The 23,573-nt window shown below is 35.9% G+C and carries 31 protein-coding genes; 2 read left to right on the plus strand and 29 right to left on the minus strand.

Features of this window, described 5'->3' with window-relative positions; translation table 11 throughout:
* Nucleotides 1–213: 213 nt before the first annotated feature.
* The 6 genes from AC2UOP_RS06050 to AC2UOP_RS06075 form a co-directional block, all read right to left on the minus strand.
* Nucleotides 214–1,656: an aspartate ammonia-lyase gene (locus AC2UOP_RS06050; RefSeq protein ID WP_484833008.1), complete on the minus strand. Its 1,443-nt coding sequence runs from the start codon at nt 1,654–1,656 to the stop codon at nt 214–216.
* 707 nt (nt 1,657–2,363) lie between these two features.
* Nucleotides 2,364–3,800, minus strand: coding sequence for a glycogen synthase (locus AC2UOP_RS06055; protein WP_484833009.1), 1,437 nt, complete (start codon nt 3,798–3,800; stop codon nt 2,364–2,366).
* Between the two features lie 2 nt (nt 3,801–3,802).
* Nucleotides 3,803–5,641 carry an ATP-binding protein gene (locus AC2UOP_RS06060; protein WP_484833010.1) on the minus strand — a complete coding sequence of 613 codons (1,839 nt, stop codon included), beginning with the start codon at nt 5,639–5,641 and terminating at the stop codon, nt 3,803–3,805.
* Nucleotides 5,638–6,576 (minus strand): DNA double-strand break repair nuclease NurA, encoded by a 939-nt coding sequence (locus AC2UOP_RS06065; RefSeq protein ID WP_484833011.1) that lies wholly within the window; start codon nt 6,574–6,576, stop codon nt 5,638–5,640. The genes AC2UOP_RS06060 and AC2UOP_RS06065 overlap by 4 nt, the downstream gene beginning before the upstream one ends.
* Before the next feature lies 1 nt (nt 6,577).
* Nucleotides 6,578–7,414: a 16S rRNA (cytidine(1402)-2'-O)-methyltransferase gene (gene rsmI, locus AC2UOP_RS06070; protein WP_484833012.1), complete on the minus strand. Its 837-nt coding sequence runs from the start codon at nt 7,412–7,414 to the stop codon at nt 6,578–6,580.
* Nucleotides 7,401–8,096 carry a tRNA1(Val) (adenine(37)-N6)-methyltransferase gene (locus AC2UOP_RS06075; RefSeq protein WP_484833013.1) on the minus strand — a complete coding sequence of 232 codons (696 nt, stop codon included), beginning with the start codon at nt 8,094–8,096 and terminating at the stop codon, nt 7,401–7,403. Before AC2UOP_RS06075 ends, rsmI begins: the two co-directional genes overlap by 14 nt.
* Before the next feature lie 79 nt (nt 8,097–8,175).
* Between AC2UOP_RS06075 and AC2UOP_RS06080 the strand changes: the two genes are divergently transcribed.
* The gene (locus tag AC2UOP_RS06080; RefSeq protein ID WP_019214323.1) at nt 8,176–8,436 is read left to right on the plus strand and encodes a DUF1294 domain-containing protein; all 261 of its coding nucleotides are present in this window, start codon (nt 8,176–8,178) and stop codon (nt 8,434–8,436) included.
* Between the two features lie 63 nt (nt 8,437–8,499).
* Nucleotides 8,500–8,667: a 4Fe-4S binding protein gene (locus AC2UOP_RS06085; RefSeq protein WP_019214322.1), complete on the plus strand. Its 168-nt coding sequence runs from the start codon at nt 8,500–8,502 to the stop codon at nt 8,665–8,667.
* Between the two features lie 186 nt (nt 8,668–8,853).
* Here AC2UOP_RS06085 and AC2UOP_RS06090 read toward each other — a convergent pair whose 3' ends face one another.
* The 23 genes from AC2UOP_RS06090 to rplF all read right to left on the minus strand — a co-directional run bounded on the left by AC2UOP_RS06090 (nt 8,854) and on the right by rplF (nt 23,565).
* Nucleotides 8,854–9,111, minus strand: coding sequence for a hypothetical protein (locus AC2UOP_RS06090; RefSeq protein ID WP_484833014.1), 258 nt, complete (start codon nt 9,109–9,111; stop codon nt 8,854–8,856).
* A 124-nt stretch (nt 9,112–9,235) separates the two neighbouring features.
* On the minus strand, nt 9,236–10,015 hold the full coding sequence (locus AC2UOP_RS06095; protein WP_484833015.1) for a hypothetical protein: 780 nt from the start codon (nt 10,013–10,015) through the stop codon (nt 9,236–9,238).
* A gap of 1 nt (nt 10,016) precedes the next feature.
* A complete protein-coding gene (locus AC2UOP_RS06100; RefSeq protein ID WP_484833016.1) occupies nt 10,017–11,351 on the minus strand; it encodes a hypothetical protein in 1,335 nt (444 codons plus the stop codon).
* On the minus strand, nt 11,332–12,555 hold the full coding sequence (locus tag AC2UOP_RS06105; RefSeq protein WP_484833017.1) for a glutamate--cysteine ligase: 1,224 nt from the start codon (nt 12,553–12,555) through the stop codon (nt 11,332–11,334). Before AC2UOP_RS06105 ends, AC2UOP_RS06100 begins: the two co-directional genes overlap by 20 nt.
* Nucleotides 12,556–13,740, minus strand: coding sequence for a cation diffusion facilitator family transporter (locus AC2UOP_RS06110; protein WP_484833018.1), 1,185 nt, complete (start codon nt 13,738–13,740; stop codon nt 12,556–12,558).
* Nucleotides 13,741–13,743: 3 nt separating this feature from the next.
* Nucleotides 13,744–14,364, minus strand: a complete 621-nt coding sequence (locus AC2UOP_RS06115) for a methyltransferase (protein ID WP_484833031.1) — start codon at nt 14,362–14,364, stop codon at nt 13,744–13,746.
* The gene (locus AC2UOP_RS06120; protein WP_484833019.1) at nt 14,334–14,861 is read right to left on the minus strand and encodes a hypothetical protein; all 528 of its coding nucleotides are present in this window, start codon (nt 14,859–14,861) and stop codon (nt 14,334–14,336) included. The genes AC2UOP_RS06115 and AC2UOP_RS06120 overlap by 31 nt, the downstream gene beginning before the upstream one ends.
* Before the next feature lie 303 nt (nt 14,862–15,164).
* Nucleotides 15,165–16,124 (minus strand): hypothetical protein, encoded by a 960-nt coding sequence (locus tag AC2UOP_RS06125; RefSeq protein WP_484833020.1) that lies wholly within the window; start codon nt 16,122–16,124, stop codon nt 15,165–15,167.
* 79 nt (nt 16,125–16,203) lie between these two features.
* Nucleotides 16,204–16,719 carry a HutD family protein gene (locus AC2UOP_RS06130; RefSeq protein WP_484833021.1) on the minus strand — a complete coding sequence of 172 codons (516 nt, stop codon included), beginning with the start codon at nt 16,717–16,719 and terminating at the stop codon, nt 16,204–16,206.
* Between the two features lie 62 nt (nt 16,720–16,781).
* Entirely contained in the window at nt 16,782–17,123 is a 342-nt protein-coding gene (gene rplQ / locus AC2UOP_RS06135; protein ID WP_019214313.1) for a 50S ribosomal protein L17, read from the minus strand.
* A 10-nt stretch (nt 17,124–17,133) separates the two neighbouring features.
* The gene (locus AC2UOP_RS06140) at nt 17,134–18,087 is read right to left on the minus strand and encodes a DNA-directed RNA polymerase subunit alpha (protein WP_019214312.1); all 954 of its coding nucleotides are present in this window, start codon (nt 18,085–18,087) and stop codon (nt 17,134–17,136) included.
* A gap of 36 nt (nt 18,088–18,123) precedes the next feature.
* The gene (gene rpsK, locus AC2UOP_RS06145) at nt 18,124–18,522 is read right to left on the minus strand and encodes a 30S ribosomal protein S11 (RefSeq protein WP_484833022.1); all 399 of its coding nucleotides are present in this window, start codon (nt 18,520–18,522) and stop codon (nt 18,124–18,126) included.
* A gap of 13 nt (nt 18,523–18,535) precedes the next feature.
* The gene (rpsM, locus tag AC2UOP_RS06150) at nt 18,536–18,889 is read right to left on the minus strand and encodes a 30S ribosomal protein S13 (RefSeq protein ID WP_019214310.1); all 354 of its coding nucleotides are present in this window, start codon (nt 18,887–18,889) and stop codon (nt 18,536–18,538) included.
* 16 nt (nt 18,890–18,905) lie between these two features.
* Nucleotides 18,906–19,019: a 50S ribosomal protein L36 gene (gene rpmJ, locus AC2UOP_RS06155; protein WP_019214309.1), complete on the minus strand. Its 114-nt coding sequence runs from the start codon at nt 19,017–19,019 to the stop codon at nt 18,906–18,908.
* A gap of 11 nt (nt 19,020–19,030) precedes the next feature.
* Nucleotides 19,031–19,249, minus strand: a complete 219-nt coding sequence (gene infA, locus AC2UOP_RS06160) for a translation initiation factor IF-1 (protein ID WP_019214308.1) — start codon at nt 19,247–19,249, stop codon at nt 19,031–19,033.
* 9 nt (nt 19,250–19,258) lie between these two features.
* A complete protein-coding gene (locus AC2UOP_RS06165) occupies nt 19,259–19,543 on the minus strand; it encodes an RNA-binding protein (protein ID WP_484833023.1) in 285 nt (94 codons plus the stop codon).
* Nucleotides 19,544–19,551: 8 nt separating this feature from the next.
* Nucleotides 19,552–20,199, minus strand: a complete 648-nt coding sequence (locus AC2UOP_RS06170; protein WP_019214306.1) for an adenylate kinase — start codon at nt 20,197–20,199, stop codon at nt 19,552–19,554.
* Between the two features lie 10 nt (nt 20,200–20,209).
* Complete coding sequence (gene secY, locus AC2UOP_RS06175; protein ID WP_019214305.1) at nt 20,210–21,469, minus strand: preprotein translocase subunit SecY; 1,260 nt, start codon at nt 21,467–21,469, stop codon at nt 20,210–20,212.
* A gap of 1 nt (nt 21,470) precedes the next feature.
* The gene (gene rplO, locus AC2UOP_RS06180) at nt 21,471–21,926 is read right to left on the minus strand and encodes a 50S ribosomal protein L15 (protein WP_019214304.1); all 456 of its coding nucleotides are present in this window, start codon (nt 21,924–21,926) and stop codon (nt 21,471–21,473) included.
* Nucleotides 21,927–21,942: 16 nt separating this feature from the next.
* Nucleotides 21,943–22,119: a 50S ribosomal protein L30 gene (gene rpmD / locus AC2UOP_RS06185; RefSeq protein WP_019214303.1), complete on the minus strand. Its 177-nt coding sequence runs from the start codon at nt 22,117–22,119 to the stop codon at nt 21,943–21,945.
* A gap of 11 nt (nt 22,120–22,130) precedes the next feature.
* Nucleotides 22,131–22,637 (minus strand): 30S ribosomal protein S5, encoded by a 507-nt coding sequence (gene rpsE, locus AC2UOP_RS06190; RefSeq protein WP_019214302.1) that lies wholly within the window; start codon nt 22,635–22,637, stop codon nt 22,131–22,133.
* 16 nt (nt 22,638–22,653) lie between these two features.
* Nucleotides 22,654–23,016: a 50S ribosomal protein L18 gene (gene rplR, locus AC2UOP_RS06195; protein WP_019214301.1), complete on the minus strand. Its 363-nt coding sequence runs from the start codon at nt 23,014–23,016 to the stop codon at nt 22,654–22,656.
* Nucleotides 23,017–23,028: 12 nt separating this feature from the next.
* A complete protein-coding gene (gene rplF / locus AC2UOP_RS06200) occupies nt 23,029–23,565 on the minus strand; it encodes a 50S ribosomal protein L6 (protein WP_019214300.1) in 537 nt (178 codons plus the stop codon).
* Nucleotides 23,566–23,573: the final 8 nt, after the last annotated feature.

Consider the following 23,573-nt stretch of genomic DNA (forward strand, 5'->3'; position numbering starts at 1 on the left):
CCAGAACCTTGGTGCTTCGCACTTGAGATGAATGGGACGAAGTGGACTGACGAAGTAAGCGATCTATAAAATAATCTAATACCCCGAGTTAATTTCGCAGAGCAAGCGAGATGATTGGGCGACGTGGACTGACGAAGCAAGCGCAGCGTACTAAACGTACGTGAGCATTGCTAAGGAAGGAACGAGCTCAAGTGCTCGCTTGAATGCGAAATTTTAGTCTTCTTCCTTGTCGCCCTTTTCTTGGATTAGCTCCCTCGCTGCAATTCCCGGTTTAGTTAATTGGAATGGGTTGAAGATTTCATCTATTTCTTTTTGGTCAAGTATATTGTCTCTTAGTATGATTGAAGTAACTGATTCGCCTGTTTTAAGCGCTTCTTTAGCGATGGCTGCTGATTTTTTGTAGCCGATGTGTGGTACAAGGGCTGTTACCATACCGACTGAGTTATCAAGTAGTGCTTTACATCTGTCTTTATCAGCTTTGATGCCTTCAACGCAGTTCACTCTAAGTGTTTCGCAAGCATTGCCAAGTGTTTCGATTGATTCGAAAAGCTTGTAGAACATAACTGGTTCGAATGCGTTTAGTTCAAGTTGACCTGCTTCTGCCGCCATAGTGATGCACATGTCATTACCTATGATTGAGAAAGCAACTTGGCTAGCTACTTCTGGAATAACTGGGTTAACCTTTCCTGGCATGATGGATGAGCCGTTTTGTCTAGCTGGTAAAATTATTTCTCCAAAACCAGTTCTTGGACCTGAGCTCATAAGTCTTAGGTCATTACTCATCTTTGATAATGTTATCGCGCAAGTCTTGATTGTTGCTGATAGGAAAGCCACTCCGTCAAGATTTTGTGTGCCGTCAATCATGTCATCTGCTTGTTTAAGCGAAAGTCCTGTCACTCTCGCAAGTGTTTCAGTAATATTGACATAGTAGTTAACATCAACGTTTATGCCTGTACCGATGGCTGTTGATCCCATGTTTATAACTTTTAGAACATCTCTTGCCTTTTTAATTCTTCTGACGTCACGGCGAAGAGCGCTTTGATATGCGTGAAATTCTTGTCCAAGTCTGATAGGTACTGCGTCTTGTAATTGTGTTCTGCCCATCTTGATAACGTCGTCAAACTCGATTGATTTCTTTTCAAGAGCATTGATTAAATCCATTAATTGGTCTATAGTCTTGTTAACAAGCTTAACAGCAGCTATCTTTCCAGCTGTTGGATAAACGTCGTTAGTTGATTGGCACATGTTAACGTCGTCATTTGGATGAACGTGGTCATATGTACCTAGGTCTCCGCCCATAAGCTCATTAGCAAGGTTAGCGATAACTTCGTTAGCGTTCATGTTAGCTGTAGTTCCAGCTCCGCCTTGAATTGCATCGCAAATAAATTGGTCGTGATATTTTCCTTCGATAATCATATCACAAGCCTTGGCAATAGCTTCTTCTTTTTCTTTTGACATAAGGCGTGATTGTTGGTTAGTGATTGCGCAAGCCTTTTTAATTTCTGCTAGAGCAACTATCATCTCTGGATGAATGTGTCTACCAGTTATATGAAAGTTTTCTTTACCTCTTAGACTTTGAACGCCATAATAAGCGTCTACTGGTACTTCCTTCTCACCAATAGAATCTGCTTCTATTCTTTTCTTGATTTCTTCCATGACTTACCTCCCGAATTTTAATTACATCATCATTTTAACACATAATCGAAAAGCTTGCAAGCGCTTAAGTCTGGGATTATAGACTAAATTTTTTAATTCATTAAAGTATTTGCAAGCTAAGTGAAAATATAATTCATTGTGACTTGAATCACAGTCTTTAAATTGATAAATATGAAAGAAATATTTTAATATTTTCAAAAATATTTTATAAAATTTTTATAAATGAATATATTTATATGAAATATTTTTGCTCGAATAATTTTTTATAAAAAACCTCTTCGACTAGCAAAGAGGTTTGTGATTTTATTCTTTTTATTGAAAATTTTATAAAATCTGCAAATTTCGCAGAACAAGCGATTCATAAATTAATCACTTTATCCCAACTAATTTTGCCGGAAAAAGAAGAACCTCACCCACTTACTATGCTTCGCATAGAGTGGGTCCCGAGAACCTTGATGCTTCGCATTGCGATGATTGGACGTAGCGATTTTTTAATAACGCTATACAAAGTCACTCAAACGCTTAGTTCGCAGAGAAGTTGAGATGATTTTGCGTTGTACAGAATTTTTTGGAGTGAGGTGTGCAAGTGCACTCCGCAACGACAAAACAATTCGAAACTAGCAAAAGGGCTCAACTTAATGCGAAATAAGTCGAGCATTGCCGAACAAGCGAACGAGCTCAAGGGCTCGCTTGAATGCGAAATTTTTTTATTCTTCACATAAACTCTTATATAGTTTGCAGTACTCCTCCGCTGTCTTTTTCCAGCCATTGTCAACTCTCATCGCGTTTTTCAAAATTCTATTGAACTCATCTTCATCTTGATAATATAATTTCAAGGCTCTATTCAGTGCCTCATACATTTCATTTTGGTCGATATTTTCAAAGGCAAAGCCATTGGCATGCTCTTTATCATCGTTATACGCAATGACGGTGTCTTTGAGTCCGCCAACTTTTCTAACTAAAGGAAGTGATCCATATCGCATGGCAATCATTTGTGCTGATCCGCAAGGCTCAAGCTCTGACGGCATCAAGAGTATGTCCGATGCTGCGTATAATCTTCTCGCTTCGTTCTCATTATAATAAATTCTCGCCGCCATCTTGTCTGGATACTTTTCCTCAAGCTCTCTAAATTTTTCTTCGTAGCTCTTAAATCCAGTTCCCATGATGATGAAATTGCAATCAAGCTTCATCATCTCTTCAATCGCACCAATTACAAGCTTAATTCCTTTTGAGCGTTTCATACGGCTGATCATAATAACTAGAGGCTTGTCTCCATCTTTTTTAAGTCCATAATAGTTTTGAACTTCTTCCTTATTATATCTTTTTAATTTAAAAGCATTTACATCGTAATTTTTAAATAAGGCTTCATCTGTCATCGGATTATATTTTTCGTTGTCTATACCATTGACAATGCCATGAAATTTATAGCTATACTCCTTAAAAACTTCTTCAAGTCCCTCACCGAAATGTGGATCCATTAGCTCGTCTCTAAAAGACTTACTTATGGTAGTAACTATATCAGATGAGACGATACCTGCCTTAAGCATATTGATTGAGTCGATGAACTCATAATTTTGATCCTTTAGTACTTCAAGGTCTGTATCGACTATGCCAGCTATGATATTTTGATTGAAAACTCCCTGATATTTTAGATTATGAACGGTAAAAACTGTTCTAATTCCTTTGTAATAGCTGTCGCTCTTCTTGTACTGCTTTAATAAAATCGGCACAAGCCCTGTATGCCAGTCGTTCGCGTGAATTATGTCTGGCTTAATGCTATAGGTCTTGATAAATTCCAAAACTGCCTTTGTAAAGAAGATGTAGCGCTTGGCATCGTCAAACTCGCCATATATCCTGTCTCTTTCAAAATAATCTTCGTTGGCTATAAAAATATATTTAACGCCTGCTTCTTCGTATTTAAAAACGCTTGCGTAAATAATGCCGTCGCCCATCATGACTCCGTAGGATGACATGAACTCAACTTTTTCTTGATATTCTCTCTTTATTGGCTTGTGTAAGGGAATGAAAACGTATACGTCGTTGCCCTCTTTGGCGACCTCTTGTGGAAGGCACCTCATTGTCTCAGCAAGTCCTCTTGTTTTAACGAAGGGACTCACTTCTGCTGCTAAAAAAAATATTCTCATATTTATTCCTTCTCTATATATTCATTTTGTCCGAATGGATTTGTTCTTTTATTTATATATCCGTCTTGGGCTAGTCGTTCAAGTATATCCTTAAATTCTTCTGTGCTCATGGTGCCGACTGTCTTTTCAAGTCTAGCCGCTTCACGAGTTAGATTAAAATCGCTTATTGGAAGTATGTCTTTTATCTCTTCAAATACAGCCAGCATCTTATCTTCTGTCTCGCCCTTTAGTTCTAAGAATGGATTTACTTTGTCTATGGCTTTGGTGTCGGCAAAACGAAATCTTGTGAATATGGTTCTACCAAAGGAGGCTTCTGATATAAAGGCATCGCCTGTAGTCAAGTAAGGAAGCCTCTTTGCATCGTCTGAACTGATGTCTGTCTCCTCTTTTATGGTACTGATGTCTGATTCTCTAACTGTTCTTAGTATAAATTTTGTATTGAGCTGAGCTGTGATAGTATCATCAAGCAGCGTTATCCTTTGTGTTGCCAAAATTAAGAAGACACCGTATTTTCTTCCCTCTTGAGCAACTTCTTTAAGAATAGGTTTTGATGCACTCTCAAAGGCCTTCGGAGCAAAATTGTGTGCTTCGTCTGTGATTATGATAAATGGTGGGAAGTAGTCTTCATCGTTTGTTCCGAGTAATTTCGCGTCCATATAGGCTCTTCTCTTATAATAAAATTTCTTAAGTATATATGATGAATAAACTTCTAGTAATCTTGTCGATCCCTTTAATGAAATAAGTTTACCGCTTCTAAGCGCTGCCTCTAAAGCTTCCGAATCGCTGCTAAATACATTGTCCTGAATAAGTCTTCTAAATCTCCAGCTAATTCCCTTTAAGCTCGATGCATTTAATTTGCGGCTATATTTATTTTGGTAGCCTTGTAATCTTTTTATCCTATCTGCTTCGGCTGCATCGCCATTAAGCTCGGCTGTCTGCATATCCATCTTAAGAGCATCCTCAGTTCTATCAAGCGCTTCAAGTATTTCGCTTAGTCTAAGTCTAAATGAGTCAAGGCTCTCGCCCCTCTTAAAAACTTCATCAACTGAGGTATCCATCGCATCTGTCATTGCGCCAGCTGCGTTTAATAAATTTTTAAACTCGCCCACGTTTAGGTCCTTAAAATCAACTCCAACGTCCTTGCCAAGTAAAAAGCTTTGATATAAACTACTGTAGTCAGGCGCTTCGTCATAAGTCTTTAGCTTAAAATCCATCTCATAGTGAGGGTCTAAAACTATAGTCGGTATCCTCTTTTTCATAAGCTCTTCGATAATTACTCTTAGAGCAAATGATTTACCCGAACCAGAGCCTCCAAATACACCTATGTGTGGGTATTGACTGAATTCACTCACATTGAAGATGTATGGAAGATCATTTTGATTTTTTCTCTCGCCATTTTCAAATGTATATACAATATTTTTTAGCTCTTCGTCAGCATGTTCATAAAGGTCATCAGTATTCTTGATAACTCCGAGAACTAAGCCATCTTTAGGTGATGACTTGATGATAAGATTTTTGATCTCATCAAATTTTGGCACTCTAACGGAAGAGCCTGCCATGATTGGGTACATCGCTTCCTCTAAAAGCCTAAGTTTAGCTAAGTAGATGACTTCATTATTCACATCATAGCCCAATTTATACAAGGAATCAATCACGCTTTGATCAACAAAATCATTTTCTTTTTCAAATGGCATAAAGCGATTGAAGGTATTTGCTTCAACTACCTCGCCTATATAATTTTTAACCTTGTCTTCAACGAGCAAAAACTCATTTATTCTAAAATTTCTCTCATTCGAGGCCAAATAAACCTCGCTTGTGCCTGTTAAACCTAAGACTTTCATCTAAAATTCCTCACTTCGTTAAAATATCTATCGTAAACGTCCTTGTCAAGCTCCTTGACTAGAACCCTCTGTTTAAGTTCATCTGTAATTTTGACCTTCTTATCAACTATATCTAAGATTATAGGTATGCCTCTTGAATCCTTTGGCGTCAGCATTATCATAGTTTTGAGTACATCCTTCATAGCATCTTTTTGCTCAGTCGATATATCTACGCCGATGGCATAAGGCTTCATCGATGTTCGAACAAAGGCACTCGTTATGCCTTCTTCAGCCTTGTTATTGATCTCATCCTTTATAAGCATCGCCTCTTTATAATCAAGTAGCGAAAAGAGTATCTCTCTATCATAGGCCTTCAAATCAAGCTCTTTACCAAGTATTGATGTCTTTATCTCCTCGATGACCCCAGCTAAAATTATTCCGCGCTCTATGCAAATTTTTTTAAGCTCTTCAAAATCTTCTTTACAGCTGATGATGTAGCGAATAAAACCGCCGTCCATAAATATCATCTTAGGCGTTTCTTTCTCTAGAGCCTCAATTGTGACGCGCACCTCAAGTCTTGCCATCTCTTTTTTAACATACATTTCAGACTCAAATGAAAATTCGTCCTCCTCTTGCACTTGTCCTTGCATTGGCGAGTATATAGTGCTCTTTCTGTGCTCAAAACCTTTTTTTGTCGATATCACAAGAGCGTCTATAACGCTGATGTAGTGCGGATAAAGAGAGCCTATCCTACCCAGCGAGCCATCCACAGCCCAAAGACCGCCTTCATCAGCAAGCTTTTCAAGGTCTATATCGTCTTCTATCATGTATTTATCTGCAAGACCATTATAAATATCTTTCTTAAGACCCTCTCTACCCCTCTTGTCTATGCCTGCGGACTTTTCTTTTATTAAATTATTTAAATCTCTCATCTTTATGAGCAATTCTTCGTACATATTACTCTTCCTTTATCTCAAGCAGCGCCTTGTAGGCTTCGTTCTTCTTAAAACCTAGTTCCTTTAACTTGTTTGTCGCATCCTTCATGCTTAGGCCTTCGTCTATAAGTGCTCTTGCAGCTTCGTTTATGTCAATTGTCTCGCCATCATCATCACTATCAAAACCAGTAATAGTGATGACAAATTCGCCACGAGGCTCATTCTCTGTAAAATGGGCTATGGCCTCGCTTATGCGCATATATAAATTTTCTTCAAAAACTTTTGTTAGCTCGCGGCTTATAAAAATCATTCTATCGCCATAAACTTCAAGCGCAGTATTTAGAAAGGCTATGAGCCTGTGAGGCGCTTCGTAGTAAATGAGCGGCATGGTGTATGATTTGTAGATTTCCATAAATTTTTTGCGCTTAGCGTCCTTTTGAGGCGCAAAGCCAATAAAAGCGAAGTGACTAAGGTCTAGGCCGCTCGCCATAAGCGATGTGACAAAGGCTGTAGCTCCCGGTATGGCTGTAACGGTGTATCCAGCCTCTCTTGCAGCACGCGCCGCAATCACTCCAGGGTCAGATATGCCAGGTGATCCCGCATCTGAGACTATGGCAATGCTCTTTCCTTCGCTCAAAAGTTCGATTATATATGATGATTTGTCAGTTTCGTTAAATTTGTGATAAGCAAAGAGCGGCTTTTTTATTTCATAGTGCTTAAGTAAAACTCCTGTGTGCCTTGTGTCCTCGCAAGCAATGTAATCAACAGACTTTAGTACGTTTAGCGCACGCAAAGTTATGTCCTCGTAGTTACCTATGGGTGTCGCGACTATATATAAAGTGCCTTTATTCATTTCCATAGTAAATCTCCTTTACTTCGTCAGTGTAAGAGCCATCATTGTTATAAACGATTAGCTCCTTCATGTAATCAAAACCCTCTTTTTCTGACTTTTCTAGCTCTAAAAGTATCATGTTCGCCTTTTTCTCTGCAAATGGTTTTATCGCTCTTAATTTTCTAAGATTAATGTCATATTTTTTAAAGCTTAAAATTATATCCACAAGCCTTGCTGGTCTGTGAACCATAAATATTTTGCTACATGGCTTAAGTAAATAGCTCGCAGCTCTTGCTATATCGTCCAAATTTAGTAAAAGCTCTTGCCTTTTGTAATCGCCAGAAGCTATGTTATCCTTTGGATTTAAATATGGCGGATTAACTGAGAGGCTATCAAAAGTATTTTTTTTAAAATATTTTTCTATTTCTCTTATATCCACTTCCATAGCCTTGACTCTTTCATCAAGTTTATTTATCTCAATAGATTTTTTAAAAAGTTCTATCGCCTTATGATCAATATCGGCTCCGACGATGTTTATATCGTCATAGATATATGCAAGCCTTAAAGCGACTATGCCGTTACCAGTGCAAAGGTCTATGTGATTTTTCTTAGCATTGGTAAAATCAGATAAAAGCACTGCATCTATACCAAAAGAAAAATCATCCTTATCCTGATATATGTAAAAATTTGTACCCGATACTTGATCCATAAAAGCCTCCTTATAAATATTATATCATTTATTGTGATTAAAAACAAACAATTTTGGGTATATAAATAATGGTGATAGGATGCTTAAATATTTATTCTATGGCATAAACGTAATTTGCTTCTTGGCATTTGGATTCGATAAATTCAAGGCGGCAAGCGGTGATTACAAGCACAGAACGCCTGAGAAAGTACTTTTAGGACTATCTCTGATTGGCGGAGCGCCACTTGGAGTGGTCTCTATGCTAGTCTTTAGACATAAGACGCAAAAGATTAAATTTTTAACTCTCATGCCTACCATGGCAGTGCTGTGGCTATTTATTTACAAAAAGTATCTGATGTGATACTAATCACTTGACAAATGGACATATATAAATTATAATTAAAATACAAGGGAGGGATAATGAATGGCTTACAAAATTAGCGAAGAATGCATAGCATGCGGACAATGTTTACCTGAGTGTCCAGTTGACGCTATCGCTGAAGGCGAAATCTACATAATAGATGCAGATAAATGCATCGACTGCGGACAATGTAACAGCGTTTGTCCAGTAGATGCCCCACAACCAAACTAGACATAGGGGAATCTCAAGGTCTCACATAGGTGAGGCCTTTTTTCTTGCGATTTTTTATAAAGGCTTTAAAATATTTTTTGTTTATGAAAATATTTTTGAATTATTTAAATCAAATCATTTTAAATTTATTTATATTTTTGAAAAAGAAAAAGTCCATAGACGCATCTATGGACTTAATTTATTAAATTATCTTCTATTTTCAATAGCGAACTTATATGTCTTACCCTCTTCGACCTTAAGTACTTTTAATTGTCTTTCTTTAAGTGGTACTACATATTTATCCTTTGGAAATTTAATCATGCTTGCTTCAACCTTCTTGTCATCAACAGATAAGTATATCTTTGCCTTGATAGCTCGAGTAAAATCAATTACCCCTTGACCTAGCTCTATGTACAAACCATTAGATGACTCAGATCTCATGACTTTTAACTCAAATTCTTTCATCTTGCGCTCCTTTCTTTTAGTCTTTGTATTTGACTTTCTTTTTATTATACCCCAATGTCAATAAAAATACAAGGGTTTCAATAAATTTTTTTAGCCCTTCAATTAGAAAGGCTAAAATTATTTATTATTTAGTAAAATCATCGATAATTTCTTTTATCGCAATCTTTGTTTCTTTATCGTAAACTAAGCCTTCTACATGCGGCCAGTTCTCTTTTTCCTCATTCTTCTTTGCTTTTTCATAATCCTCCTTATTGACTATAACAATTGTGTTCTTAGGCTCATTTGGAACCTCTTCTAAGAATAAAGACTCGTCCTTTGGATAGCCGGGAACATTGTCAAGGTCTAGCGTAAAGTCCTTTAAGCCTGCCTCTTCAGCTTTTTTGTATAAATCTTTCATAATATCGCCAAAACTTTCGCTCATGCTGTGACTAGTAATCTCTTGAGCAAGTTCTTTATCCGAGTCCACCATTTTCATTAAAGAATCATAAAACCCGTCTCCATCTTCAGGGCTAATCTTTTCTTTTAGCTCGTAATCGTCCCCGTTCTTCTCATAAACAAGTTTTAAAGGCATTTGCATACCAGCTGTGTTTGTAAAAACGTGATCTTCATAAATATAAGCAAGCTCAGTATAAGACAGTATTAGCGTAAGTTTATCAGCTTCTTCCTCTGCTTTTGCAATCTTGACGTATTGAGCAATTATATCGCCTTCTATAAGGCCCGAAACGCCCTTAGTTTTTTTAACAAGTTCAACATACTCATCATTTTTCTTATCTTCTTCACTTATCTCGCCATTGTCTTGAGCTGTATTTTCTTTTGGCTCATCAGTTTTAGGCTTATTGCATCCTGTAAATATCATTGCCAAAACCATTAGCATAGATATTATTAAAATTATTTTCTTTTTCATCTTAAGACTCCTTTGCTTTGATATTTACACCAAGATAATATTGGTGCAAGCTCGAAATGATGTTTTCTTCACCATATCTAGTGTATAGGCCCTTAAACTTCTTATTATATATGAATAGACCAACAATGGATTTAAGCTTTTTCACTTCTAAATTGCCTTTTTCATCAAAAAGAATGACATCTCTTTTGTATGGCTCGATATATTCTTGATAAATGTATCCTGTGCCTACAAATTTTTTCAAAATCGCCTCAAATTCTTTTTTCGAGTGATCCTTGCCGACATAAACACCCTTTGATGCGTTGTTATCAACTGGTTTGATGATGTACTTGTCCTTGTTCTTTAAAACTTCTTCAAAAGTTTCATTTGTCAGCATGGCTGTATAAGGAATGTGTTTTTCAATAAATTCAAGCTCATCCTTTGATAAAAATTTCTTTACTCTGTCTTCAAAAAGCTTGATAAATATCCTCTTGTCATGCATAACTTGACTCTTAAATGAGCCTATCATCACGAATTCATCGTTTAAATAGCCATCTATAAATTCTTGTATCTCGTCCCAATGCTCTACCGCTTCAAAAGTAACTAATCTTCTATAAACAGCATCTATCCTAAAATCTCCCGCATATATGTGGCCATCTTTACGCTTAATATCTCTCGCATCGCAAATAATTGTCTTAATGCCCTTCTTTTCGAAGGCTTTTTTAAATTTTTCAAATTCTTCATGCGATGCGCTCTCCATGATATCGACGATGGCAAGATTAAAATCTTCTTTGCCAGTAGTTTCTTTATAAAGCTCCTTGAATTCATCTACCCACGAATCAAAAAGTTCATAATAAGAAAATTCGTATCCATAGCGCTTTTCCATCTCTTTCATCGCTTCAAGCTCAAGCATGAATGGAGCGACCTCGTTATCTTCGTTCATGGCTGAGGAGCCATCGGTATTTAGCTCGCAAAATTTAAATTCATCGCGCGATTTATAGAATATATCGTAGCGACAAATTGGCACGAATGTAGCTAGAAGCGGCTTGTGTATAAGCAATTGCTTCATTTTATTGTCAAAATCAAAAGTATTTCTAAATGCAGATATGGCAACGTATGCCTTAGTAATTTTGTCAGAAATTCTCATCATCATATCAGAAATATATTTAAAAGTTTCTTCGTCCTCTTCTGATACGAAAAATGGCTGATAAATGGCAGGAACCGGCTCGCCTTTATACTTCGCAGTTGATTTTGCGACCTTCGCTAATAATTTTTTATAATCTTCATAATATTTCTCAGGGTCTTCTTTAACTATGTCAATGTATCTTTTGCCAATGGTATTATAATCCATATTTTTCAAAATTTACCTCCCTTATCGATTTATCTGAATTAATCACTTTTTCAAGTGCGTCTAAATAATGTGCTTCATCTCCTAGAGATGATTTAGCAAGTGAAATTAATTTTTTTGCTATATCTAAAAAGCTTTTTTCTTTTAATTTGCCTCTTATGCCGTGCTCTTTGAATGAACCAAGCGCCCTTAAAGCGTCTTCATAAGTCACATCCTTAATCATTTCATAGACTTCATCCAAATTTTGATAGCTTGTCGCCTTAATTAAAGCGACTAAGCCAAGTAAGTACTCAATTTGAACTGCGTCCATCATCCTTATCTCGATATATTTTTTCGCGCGAGTATCTGGGAAGAACATGCTGAGTACATGTTCAACAAGGTCCTCGTCTATCTCGTCTATCCCTTCTATGTCTTTAATCTTAGTATGTCCTGTGTAAATGTCTTTGCCGTCCTTATGTATAAAAATACATGGTCTATTCACAATGTAGTCAGCGTATGAAGCGTATGAAAAATCATCGTCAAAAGCTTCTTTTATGATTGAACAGCGGTCTTTGTCAGTGTTTTTCCATATACTCATTCTTAAACCATTTTCATTATAAGGCTTTCCTTCGAAAATATTTGCGTTTTCAAAAATTGCGTAAAAAACTGGGCTCAATGCATTGTATACTCTCATCTTGCGTCTAAAATCTTCTTCGCCTTTGTAATCGATTGACGATTGGGAAGCTGCTGTGCCCTTCATCATATTGTGACCCATAGTCCCTGTCTCTGAGAAATACTTATACATAAGGTCGTAGCGCTCCTTAGGAAGTATCTTTATCTCATCAATCTTAGTTTTTACATGGTAGCCTCTTTGTAAGATAAGATAGCCCCTTTTTTCTACCACGTCCTTTATCTCTTCCATGCGCGCAAAATACTCACTTTCAAGATCTTTGATACGCCAAGTCTTTTTTATGGATAACTCAAATTGACTGCCCGGCTCTAAACTAATTTCAGTTTTGCCTTTTTTCGCGCCAAGCAAAACACCATCTAGATAAATCGCTTCGTAGCCAATATTAATAAGGTCTTCAAGTATATCCTTGATGCCGCCTTCGTCCCAGTATGTTACAGCCCTATTGTCCTTATCAACTATGAAATTTTCTATCTCAAAACCTATAGCGTAATCCTTCTCAGACTTTTCTCCACTTCGTATATAATCAATAATTTTATCTCTAATCATTTACTCATCCCCTATATTAGTAAAATTCGGTACTATTCTTAATCTGTAGTCGTAATCCTTTGAAACCTCCTTTTCAAAACGTTTTTTCATCTCATCGGCAAGCGCCTCCTTGTCCTTGCCTTGCATATCATTTAAAACAAGATCCAAAAGTAATAAATCTTTGCCAGACTTGCTGCTAACTATCCTAAAATCATGTAGAGCAACTACACTGCCATCAGATTTGACTGCTTCTTCTATTTTTTTGTAAATTTCATTGTAATTGTCCTCTTCCAAATATGGATCGACATGTATAATTATGGTAATGTTATATTTTTCCTCAAGAATTCTCTCCCAAGTATCTATGACATTGTGAGCTTCTTCAATTGTTAGATGCGCTGGCATCTCAACATCAAAAGAGATATAAACATTGTCAGGGCCATAGTTATGTGCGTGAAAATCGTGTACGTTCTTGATAAGTGGCTCTGCATCAAGGTCTTTATGTATCATTTCAACAAGTTCCTTATCTGGCTCCTCGCCAAGAATCGGGCCAATAGTTTCCTTTATCATCTCGATACCATTCTTAATAATCATAAGTGAAACGATAACGCCGAAATAACCATCGATTTGAACCTTTGTAAACAATGAGCTAATCATAGGCACTATAACAACCATGGTTGTAAAAACGTCACCAAGTGAGTCAATGCTAGTTGCCTTCATCGCTTTAGAGTCTATCATATCTCCTGCCTTTTTATTCAAAATTGTTATGAAAACCTTGACAAGTATTGATAAAATCATTATGAAAAAGCTTAGGTGGTCGAATTTAACTATATCTGGATTTAAAATTCTTAAAACAGATGACTTTATGAATTGAAGTCCTATGATGATAACTATGATGGATATCAAAAGTCCTGATATATACTCAATCCTACCATGTCCGTAAGGATGATCTTTGTCAGCGGGCTTTTCTGATAATTTAAATCCAAGCAGTGTAACCACTGATGAAATCGTATCAAAAATGTTATTAACCGCATCCGCCATGATGGCGATGGAGTGAACGAAAAGGCCAATAAGTACCTTCGCCACACTTAAAATTATGTTAAAAACAATTCCTGTGATTGAAACGAAGTAGCCTGTCTTCTTTCTAAATAGAGCATCTCGCGTGTTTCTGTTTGGTCTATTTATAAAATAAATTAAATTTTCTATCATTTTCTAACCTTCTATAAAAATATTTTCTAAGCCGAATAAATGTTTTATTTTTTCATATTCATCTATCGCGAGTGGATTTACCTTGTCCTTAAAGGCTCTAATCATAAGATTTTTTGGTGTGTGATCCATGTCTATGAATTCAATAATTTCAGATTTGTAGCCATGCTTTTCTAAGTAAAGGCTTCTAAGTGAGTCAGTAACAATGGCTGCGACTCTCTCCTTAAGTATGCCGTGCTTAAGAATTCCATTTAATTCATCAGATTTAATCTTTGAGAAAAGCTCTTTTTGGCAGCACGGAACCGATAGTATAAGTGACGCATTTAGCTCTACCGCCTTCTTAAGAGCGATGTCAGTCGCTATATCACAGGCGTGCAAAGTAAGCATGATGTCGATATTGTCTTTTTTATCATAATCTTTGATGTCCTTGCACACAAAATTTATTTCATCGTAATGAAGGGCATCCTTAATTTTATTTAAATCACGGACAACATCAGACTTTAAATCAAGTCCTTCGATGTAAAAATCAAGTTTTCTGATATTCTTAAGATAATAATAAACCGCAAAAGTCAGATATGCCTTGCCGCAGCCAAAATCTAAAATGCGTATCTTTTTAGATGTATCAATCTTATCGAGCGCCTTGTCAAAATTTCAAGATATTTATTAATTTGCTTAAATTTATCGTAGTAGCTATTGTAGACCTTGCCGTCCTCACTCATAACCTTTAAATAAATTAGAAAATCGACCTTGTCACCCTCATTAATTATGTAATTTTTCTTTTTGTCATGGCTAAGCGCCTTCGCTTTTTTATCAGTTTTTGTGCTTAAGGCCTTAATTTTGCCTTTGTTATTAAAAACTTGATAAGACTCAGAACCAACTGTTATAAAGAGCTGCTTGTAATCATTCATTAGAGCGATAATTTTTTCTTTTGCTTTATTCATCGCAATATTCTCATGAAAAGCTTTTTTATCAATAAATTTTTCAATTTGTAAATGCTCCTCGCCCTTCATGATTATAGTCTTAAATTTAATTTTAGATCCGTCTTTATTCAATGGCCCCGAAAATGAGCCTTGCATCGCCTTATTATTATTTATACCTTCATCTATAATAGATTCAAAATTCATAAAATCACCTATGTATAAATACCCATTGCAAGAAATATTAAAACAGTATAATACGCTAAATTATGTTACGGGTGGCTAATTAGCTATATCTAAGATGAGTGATAAACATGTAGTAAGAAATAAAAAAAGCATGTGAGATATAGCCCACATGCTTTTTCATTATTGGTTTGATTGAATTTTATTTATTCACCAATTTTGCTGGAAAAATCGATGGATAAGGCGAAGTACAATGAGCGACCGACCGATTACGTACAAATACGTACGTTGAGGAAGGAAGCGAATGCACGAGCCTTAGGCGCGATTTTAACGCAAAATTAGATCACTTAAGTGAACTGCTTTGTATGCGCCTCTCAAATAATTACCTAAATACATTGCCTTATCTGCTTCTGGTGATAATATCAATGCATTGTCGATTATTTCTTTATATTGTTCTTCGTTAAGCATTTCTTTTGAATCGCCATATTTAAGTGGAGCGATGATTGTGTTATCTAATGATATTTCTTCGCCCTTACCATTAACATAGCTTGTGCCTTCTTTAGCTACTCCAACTGGCATAATTTTTAGCTTTGAGCCGAAGTAGTCGATTTCGTATGTTTTGCCTAGTTCGTATCTGTCTTTTTGATTGTATCCTAAGATTACGTGTGTTGCTTCATCGATTAATAGTGACCAATCTTTAATTCTTAGCTTGTCGCCTGTTTCTAAATCAAGCTTTAAGAAGTTGTATAGGTCTCTATTTGCGAAAAATACTGGATCTTTGCCATCTTCGTTTGAAAGTACATATGTTAAAACAGCTTCGCCTTTATTTCTATTTGTATCGTAAGGTTTATCTTCTGTCACTTCATCTAATTTTCTATCCATATAGATTAAATTTTCTAGAAGTCCTAGATAGTTTGCCTTGTTTGCTTCATCTGCTTCTTTAACGTTTACGTCTATCTTGTATGGATCGTTTGGATATAATGCATCGTACTTTGCCTTGTTGTCTTGATTTTCTGTGTCCATAAGTGCGTATGCGTTGTTATATTTTTCGTCTAAATTTTCTGCTTTTTTTGTTTCTAATTTTAGTGCATCTTGAGGAAGCTCAGCTTCGCCTTCTTTTGCTTCGGCGTCTTTATCTTCTGTTTTTGTTTCTTCTGTCTTTCCTGTTTCTGTTGTTTCTGTTGTCTCTTTGTTTTCTTCTTTATTTTCTGTTTTATTGCATGCGAATAGTGTTATTGTTAGAATTAAAACTAGTACTAACGCTAGTATTTGTTTTGATTTTTTCATATTAGTTCTCCTTTTTTATAAGCTTATATTGTAAATTGAAGAACCTCGTTCACATGAACGAGATTCTTGGTGCTTAGCACTAATTAATAATTTTAATATAAATAAATCTGCCTTCTAAATTTATGCTTTCATCATCTGTTTCATATAGGGCATATTTATCTACGTCATTGCCATTTATTTTAGCTTTTTCAAGGGAAAATATATATTCTCCCTTATTTGTATTCAATTTTTCATTCTCTTTTATGGATATATCTGCTTTTTTATCTTTTTTAATGATGACGTTGAAGTCGCGTGATGGCTCTTTGCTTAGGGAGATAACTTTTTCATCTCCCATAAATTCAAAGGCTTCATCTCTCTTTATGATGATAGTTTTATCATCTATTAAAAGTGTTATATCTCCTTCAAGTTTCATTAAATATCTTCTATAGCCTCTAAAGTCTGAAAACTCTGAGCGCTCTAGATCAATCGTCGCTGATGATATCCTTAAATCAAAGTTTCTCTCTTGAAGTGAGGCATTTTCTGGTACTATGCAAAGCTGCTCAGTTTTGCCGCCTTTCCAAGTGGAAACTATTCTTTTTTTGTTTAAATCTTTCATATTCTAAAAATTTAAGCGTAAAAAAGTGGACTAGTTAAGCCCACTTTATATACATCTTTAACTTATATTAATCTTAATAACGCGATTTCGGCGCCATCACCAATTCTTGGTTCAAGTTTAAATATTCTTGTGTAGCCGCCTTGTCTGTCTGCGTACTTAGGCGCGATTTCTGTAAATAATTTTTTACTTACTTCTTTGTCATAGATGTAGCTTTGTGCTTGTCTGATTGCATGCATATCGCCTCTTTTAGCAAGAGTGATCATCTTATCAGCCATTCTCTTTGTTTCTTTTGCACGTGTAACTGTAGTCTTTATTTCTCCCTCTTTTATAAGTGATGTTACCAAGTTACGAAGCATAGCATTTCTATGGTCAGTTCTACGGCCTAATTTTCTGTATTGTGCCATAAGCTTCCTCCTATTCTTCTTCCTTTAAAAATAAGTTGAGTTCTGCAAGCTTATTCTTTACCTCTTCAAGTGATTTCTTTCCAAGGTTTCTTACCTTCATCATTTCTGAATCAGTCTTGCTAACAAGCTCTTGAACTGTGTTAATATTAGCTCTCTTTAAGCAGTTGTAGCTTCTAACTGAAAGATCAAGTTCTTCTACTTGCATATCAAGTGCTTTGTCTTTCTTTTTGTTAGGAACGTCTATCATAACTTCAACATCTTCAATACCGTCGGATAATTCCATTAGTAGTCCCATGTGTTCTGTAATGATCTTTGCTGCATAACTTACAGCGTCTACTGCTTTTATAGTTCCGTTAGTCCATACTTCGAGTGTTAATTTATCAAAGTCTGTTATTTGTCCAACTCTTGTATTGTCAATCGATATATTAACTTTCTTTACTGGTGAGAATGATGCATCTATAGGGATAATGCCTATTTCAGCTTCTGTTTCGTCGCCAGTTCTGTATATATCTGTTAGTTCATAGCCTCTGCCTCTTACAAGGTCCATTTCAATACTTAATTTTCCATCTTCATTTATAGTTGCTATGTGATGATCTGGATTTATAACTTCAACTTCAGGTGATGCGACTATGTCTTTTGCAGTTACTTCTTTCGGTCCTTTTTGATCGATAAGTAGTTTTTGCGGTTCATCTCCTGTGTATTTAAGAACTAAGCTCTTAATATTTAATATTATTTCGCTTACATCCTCTAATACTCCATCAATAGTAGAAAATTCGTGTAAAACGTTTTCTATCTTGATTTTGTTTACAGCTGCACCTGGTAATAAAGAAAGTAATACTCTTCTTAATGAGTTACCAAGTGTTTCTCCGTAGCCTCTTTCAAGAGGTTCTATAATCATCTTTACATAAGTTCCGTCACTTGTAGCACTTTGTACTTGTACATGTGGCTTTTCTATTTCAATCACAATTAACCCCTCCTTAGACTAAAAGTATATATATAATTATACTCTTCTTCTCTTAGGTGGTCTGCAACCGTTATGAGGTATAGGCGTAACATCTTTGATCATGTTAACTTCAAGTCCTGTTGCTTGCAGACTTCTTATAGCTGCTTCTCTACCAGCTCCTGGTCCTTTTACATAAACTTCTACAGTTTTTAGACCGTGTTCCATAGCTTTTTTAGCTGCTGTTTCAGCTGCTTCTTGTGCTGCGAATGGAGTTGATTTTCTTGAACCTCTAAAGCCTAATTGTCCAGCACTAGCCCATGATAATACATTTCCTTGCATATCGGAAATAGTTACCATTGTGTTGTTGAAAGATGAAGAAATATGAGCTTGGCCTTTTTCTATGTTCTTTTTAACTCTTCTTTTAGTTTTAGTTTTTGTACCTTTTTTAATTGCCATTTACTCTACCTCCTTACTTATTACCTGCGTTAGGGCCTTTTCTAGTCCTAGCATTAGTCTTTGTTCTTTGTCCTCTTACAGGAAGATTTCTTTTATGTCTAATTCCTCTGTATGAGTTTATTTCACGAAGTCTCTTTATATTTAGAGCAACATCACGTCTTAGGTCACCTTCAACCTTAATGTGATCAATCTTGTCTCTGATTTGATTTACTTCTGCTTCTGTTAAATCCTTAACTCTTGTATCAGGATTTATACCGCATTCACTTAATATTTTTTGTGAAGTTGAAAGACCTATACCGAATATATATGTTAATGATATTTCAACTCTTTTATCTCTAGGGATATCAACACCTGCAATTCTTGCCATTAAGCTACACCTCCTATTAACCTTGTACTTGTTTATGTTTTGGATTTTCGCAAATTACCATAACTTTTCCGTGTCTTTTGATAATTTTGCATTTATCACAAATTTTTTTAACTGATGGTCTTACCTTCATTTTATCTCTCCTTACTTCTTACGCCAAGTTATACGACCTCTCTCCAAATCGTATGGAGAAAGTTCGACATTTACTGTATCTCCGGGTAAAATCCTTATATAATTCATTCTTAATTTTCCAGAGATATGACATGTAATTATATGTTCATTTTGAAGCTTTACCTTGAATATAGCGTTTGGTAATGCATCAACTACTACGCCTTCAAGCTCTATAATGTCTTTTTTAGCCATTTTGTCCTCCTAATGTTCCTCTATCAAGAAAGGTTCTAGATACTTTCTTATTTGACTGTTTGTTAATCTTGAATTTTCTTCAACTTTCTTTTGAAAATCTTCAACTATTGTATGATATACGATTAAGTGCTTAATTTTCTTAAGCTTTGGCTTCTCTAGCCTTCTTAGTTTGCCGTCAACTAAAAGCACGTGCTCATCATCAACAACCTCGTATACTAAAAACAGTCTCATCATATCTCTTCCGGATTTAGATTTAACCAGCTGTCCTACTACAATATCTTTTGTAGATTCCATCGTTTCACCTATTTACCCAATTTAGATTTTATCGATTCAAAAGTCTCATCAATAGAAAGAGTTCCATCGATATTCAATATAATACCTTCTTTTGTGTAGAAATCTACTAAAGGCTTTGTTTCGTTGTCGTAAACATCGATTCTGTTTTTAACAGTTTCTTCGTTGTCGTCCTTTCTAGTAATAAGAGCTTCGCCATCATAATCACAAATGCCTTCTTCCTTTGGAGGATTGTTGGCAATGTGATAGCTTCTTTGGCACTTAGGGCACACTCTTCTTCCAGTGATTCTATCGATTAAAAATTTAGAAGGTACTTCTATGTTGATAACTGCATCTAGCGGCATATCAAGCTTAGTAAGCATGTCTTTAAGTGCTTCTGCTTGGCTTATATTTCTTGGGTAACCGTCTAGTAAGAAGCCATGTTCTTTAAGATCATCTTTTGATAATCTATCCATAACCATGTCATTAACAAGTGAGTCTGGAACTAAAAGTCCCTTATCCATGTACTCAGTTGCCTTCTTACCAAGTTCTGTACCGCCTTTAATATTTTCTCTAAACATATCTCCTGTAGAGATGTGTTTTACTTTATAATGTTCAACTATCTTATCACTTTGAGTTCCTTTTCCAGCTCCTGGAGGTCCTAAAATTAATAATCTCATTTCCTACCTCCTAGCTTAAGAAACCCTTGTAATGTCTCATCATCATTTGAGCTTCGATTTGCTTGATTGTTTCAATAACAACACCTACAACGATTATGATACCTGTACCAGTAAAGTGTGTTTGCATTTTTAAGATTGCTCCAAGCACTATTGGTAGTGTAGCAAGTATTGCAAGTGATATAGCTCCAACAAGACCAATTCTTCTAACAATCTTTGCTAAGAAGTCGCTAGTTGGTCTACCTGGTCTAATACCAGGGATGAATCCACCGTTTTGTTGTAAATTTTTAGAGTATTCAATTGGATTGAATTGAATTTCGTTATAGAAGAATGTAAAGAATACGATTAGTATTACGTTTAATACCGCAAATGCTACTGAATTGTATCCTAAATATGTCTCCATAAACTTGCCAAATGAACCTCCAGTAATCATTCCTATAGTTTGGAATGCTCCAAGGAATGATGTTGAGAAGATTACTGGCATAACGCCTGCCATGTTAACTTTGATAGGGATGTGTGTTGATTGACCGCCATACATCTTTCTACCAACTACTCTTTTGGCATATTGTACACCAATTCTTCTTTCGCCTTCTTGTATTGCTACAACGAAAGCAACTATAGCTATCATAGCGATAGTCATAATTATAACGTTAATTAAGTTATATTGTCCAGCTTTTGTTAAGTTGAAGTATTGGCTTACAGTCTCAGGAAGTCTTGCGATGATTCCTAGGAAGATGATAAGGGAAATACCGTTGCCAACACCTTTTTCAGTGATTTGATCACCAAGGAATACTAAGAATTGTGTACCAGCTACTAGGCATAGAACCATAAGCATTTTAGCTAATGTTCCACCTATAACTGTTCCTCTTAATAGTCCAAATACAGTACCAATACCTTGAATTATAGCTAATATTATAGTTAGGTATCTTGTGTATCTGTTAATTTTCTTTCTACCAGTTTCGCCTTCCTTAGCTAGTTCTTCTAGCTTTGGTATAGCTACTGTTAAAAGTTGTATGATGATGGATGCGTTGATATAAGGATATATGTTTGATGCAAATATACTTAATCTTGATAACGCTCCACCTGCCATCATATCTAGAAAGCCTAAAAGGCTTGAGTCATTTGCAGCGAAAAAGCTTTGAAGAGCATCTCTGTTTACAAATGGAAGTGGAATAAAGTTTCCAAGTCTATAAATGAAAAGCATAGCAAGAGTGAATAAAATCTTCATTCTAATCTCTTTAACTGCCCATGCGTTCTTTAGAGTCTTAAACATCTTATTTCACCTCTACCTTTCCGCCCTTTGCCTCAACCTTTTCTTTAGCACTTTCACTTATTCTTTCAACGTTTAGATTGATTTTCTTTTCTAGTTCTCCGTTACCTAAAACCTTAACGCCGTTAGCTGTTGCTAAGCTCTTCTTAACTAAGCCTCTTTCGATAAGTTTTTGTGTATCTACAGTCTCACCATCATCAAAGACATTTAAGCTGGAGATGTTAACTATAGCATATTCTTTTCTGAATATGTTTGTAAAGCCCCTCTTAGGTAATCTTCTGAATAATGGCATTTGACCACCTTCGAAGCCCGGTCTTACTCCTCCACCGGATCTAGACTTTTGTCCTTTAGTACCACGACCAGCAGTTTTACCTAGGCCTGATCCAATACCTCTACCTCTACGAGCAGCTTTTTTACCGATCTTTCCGCCTTCTTGAGCTTGTAAATTATTTAGCTTCATCTTTACACCTCCTTAATTAGTCTACGATTTCAAGCATGTAGTCTACTTTGTGTATCATCCCTCTAATTTGTGGGGTATCGTTCTTTTCTACTACTTGGCCTATCTTTCTAAGACCAATAGCTTTAACTACCTTTATATGATCAGAAGGTTTACCTATAAAACTTCTCTTAAGTTTAATTTTAATTGTGTTCATACTTAAACCTCCTATCCTAATAATTCTTCTACAGACTTTCCTCTTGCTCTAGCAACATCTTCGGCTCTCTTTAAGTTCATAAGTCCGTTGATTGTAGCGTTTACAATGTTACGAGGATTGTTTGATCCAAGACGTTTAGCAGAAATATTTTCAATACCTGCAAGTTCACATACGGCACGGATAGCAGAAGATGCCTTAACACCTGATCCCTTAGGAGCTGGCTTTAAGAATACTTTACCTGCGCCATAAACACCTTTAATTTCGTGTGGGATAGTTGTATCAACTATCGAAACTTCAATTAGGTGTTTCTTAGCGTCTTGTACTGCTTTTCTAATAGCTTCAGGTACTTCAAGTGCCTTACTCATACCAACACCAACGTGTCCTTGTCTGTCTCCAACAACAACTAAGGCCGAGAATCTAAAGTTTCTACCACCCTTTACTACTTTTGCAACTCTGTTTATAGAAACTACTTGTTCTTCAAGATCAAGAGTTGCTGCATCAATAATTAAGTGTTCCATTAATTCCCCTCCTTCGTTAAAATTTAAGACCTGCTGATCTAGCTGCTTCAGCTAGTTCTTTAATTCTACCATGGTAGATATAACCTGCTCTGTCAAATACTACTTCTTCTATGCCTTTTTCTTTAGCGATTTCACCAATTTTTGTTCCAACAGCTTTAGCTGCTTCAATGTTTGATGTTTTCTCTAAATTTAAAGACTTATCAAGTGTTGAGCTTTGAGCAAGTGTCACACCATTAACGTCATCTATTAGTTGTGCATATATATGTTTATCACTTCTAAATACACATAGTCTTGGTCTTTCTTGAGTACCGGAAATCTTAGATCTGATTCTTAAGTGTCTTTTTTGACGACTTACTTTTTTTGCTTCTTTGTTTATCATCTAATTATCCTCCTACTTACCAGTCTTACCAACTTTACGTCTTACATACTCGTCAGTGTATCTAATACCTTTTCCTTTGTATGGTTCTGGCATTCTGAATGTTCTGATGTATGCAGCGTATTGTCCTACTTTTTGTTTGTCTAGTCCTTTAACAACTATCTTGTCTTGTTCTGGCACTTCAACTGTGATTCCTTCTGGATCTTCTAGTTCAAGTGGATGTGAAAAGCCAAGTGTTAAGGCTAATTTATTTCCATTCTTTTGTGCTCTATAACCTGTACCTATAATAGTAAGTTCTTTTGAGAAACCTTCTGTTACACCTGTAACCATATTATGGATTAGTGATCTAGTTAGGCCGTGTAGAGCTTTTATTTTCTTTTCATCATTTGGACGTTCAACATGTAAGATGCCATCTTCAATCTTGATTGTAAGATCTTTACAGATGTTTTCTTTAAGTTCGCCCTTTGGTCCTTTTACAGTAACTACTCCGTCATTAACTTTAATTTCAACGCCTTGAGGTACTGTAATAGGTTTAAGACCTATTCTTGACATTATTACTC

The sequence above is a fragment of the Fenollaria sp. genome, from assembly GCF_057222035.1.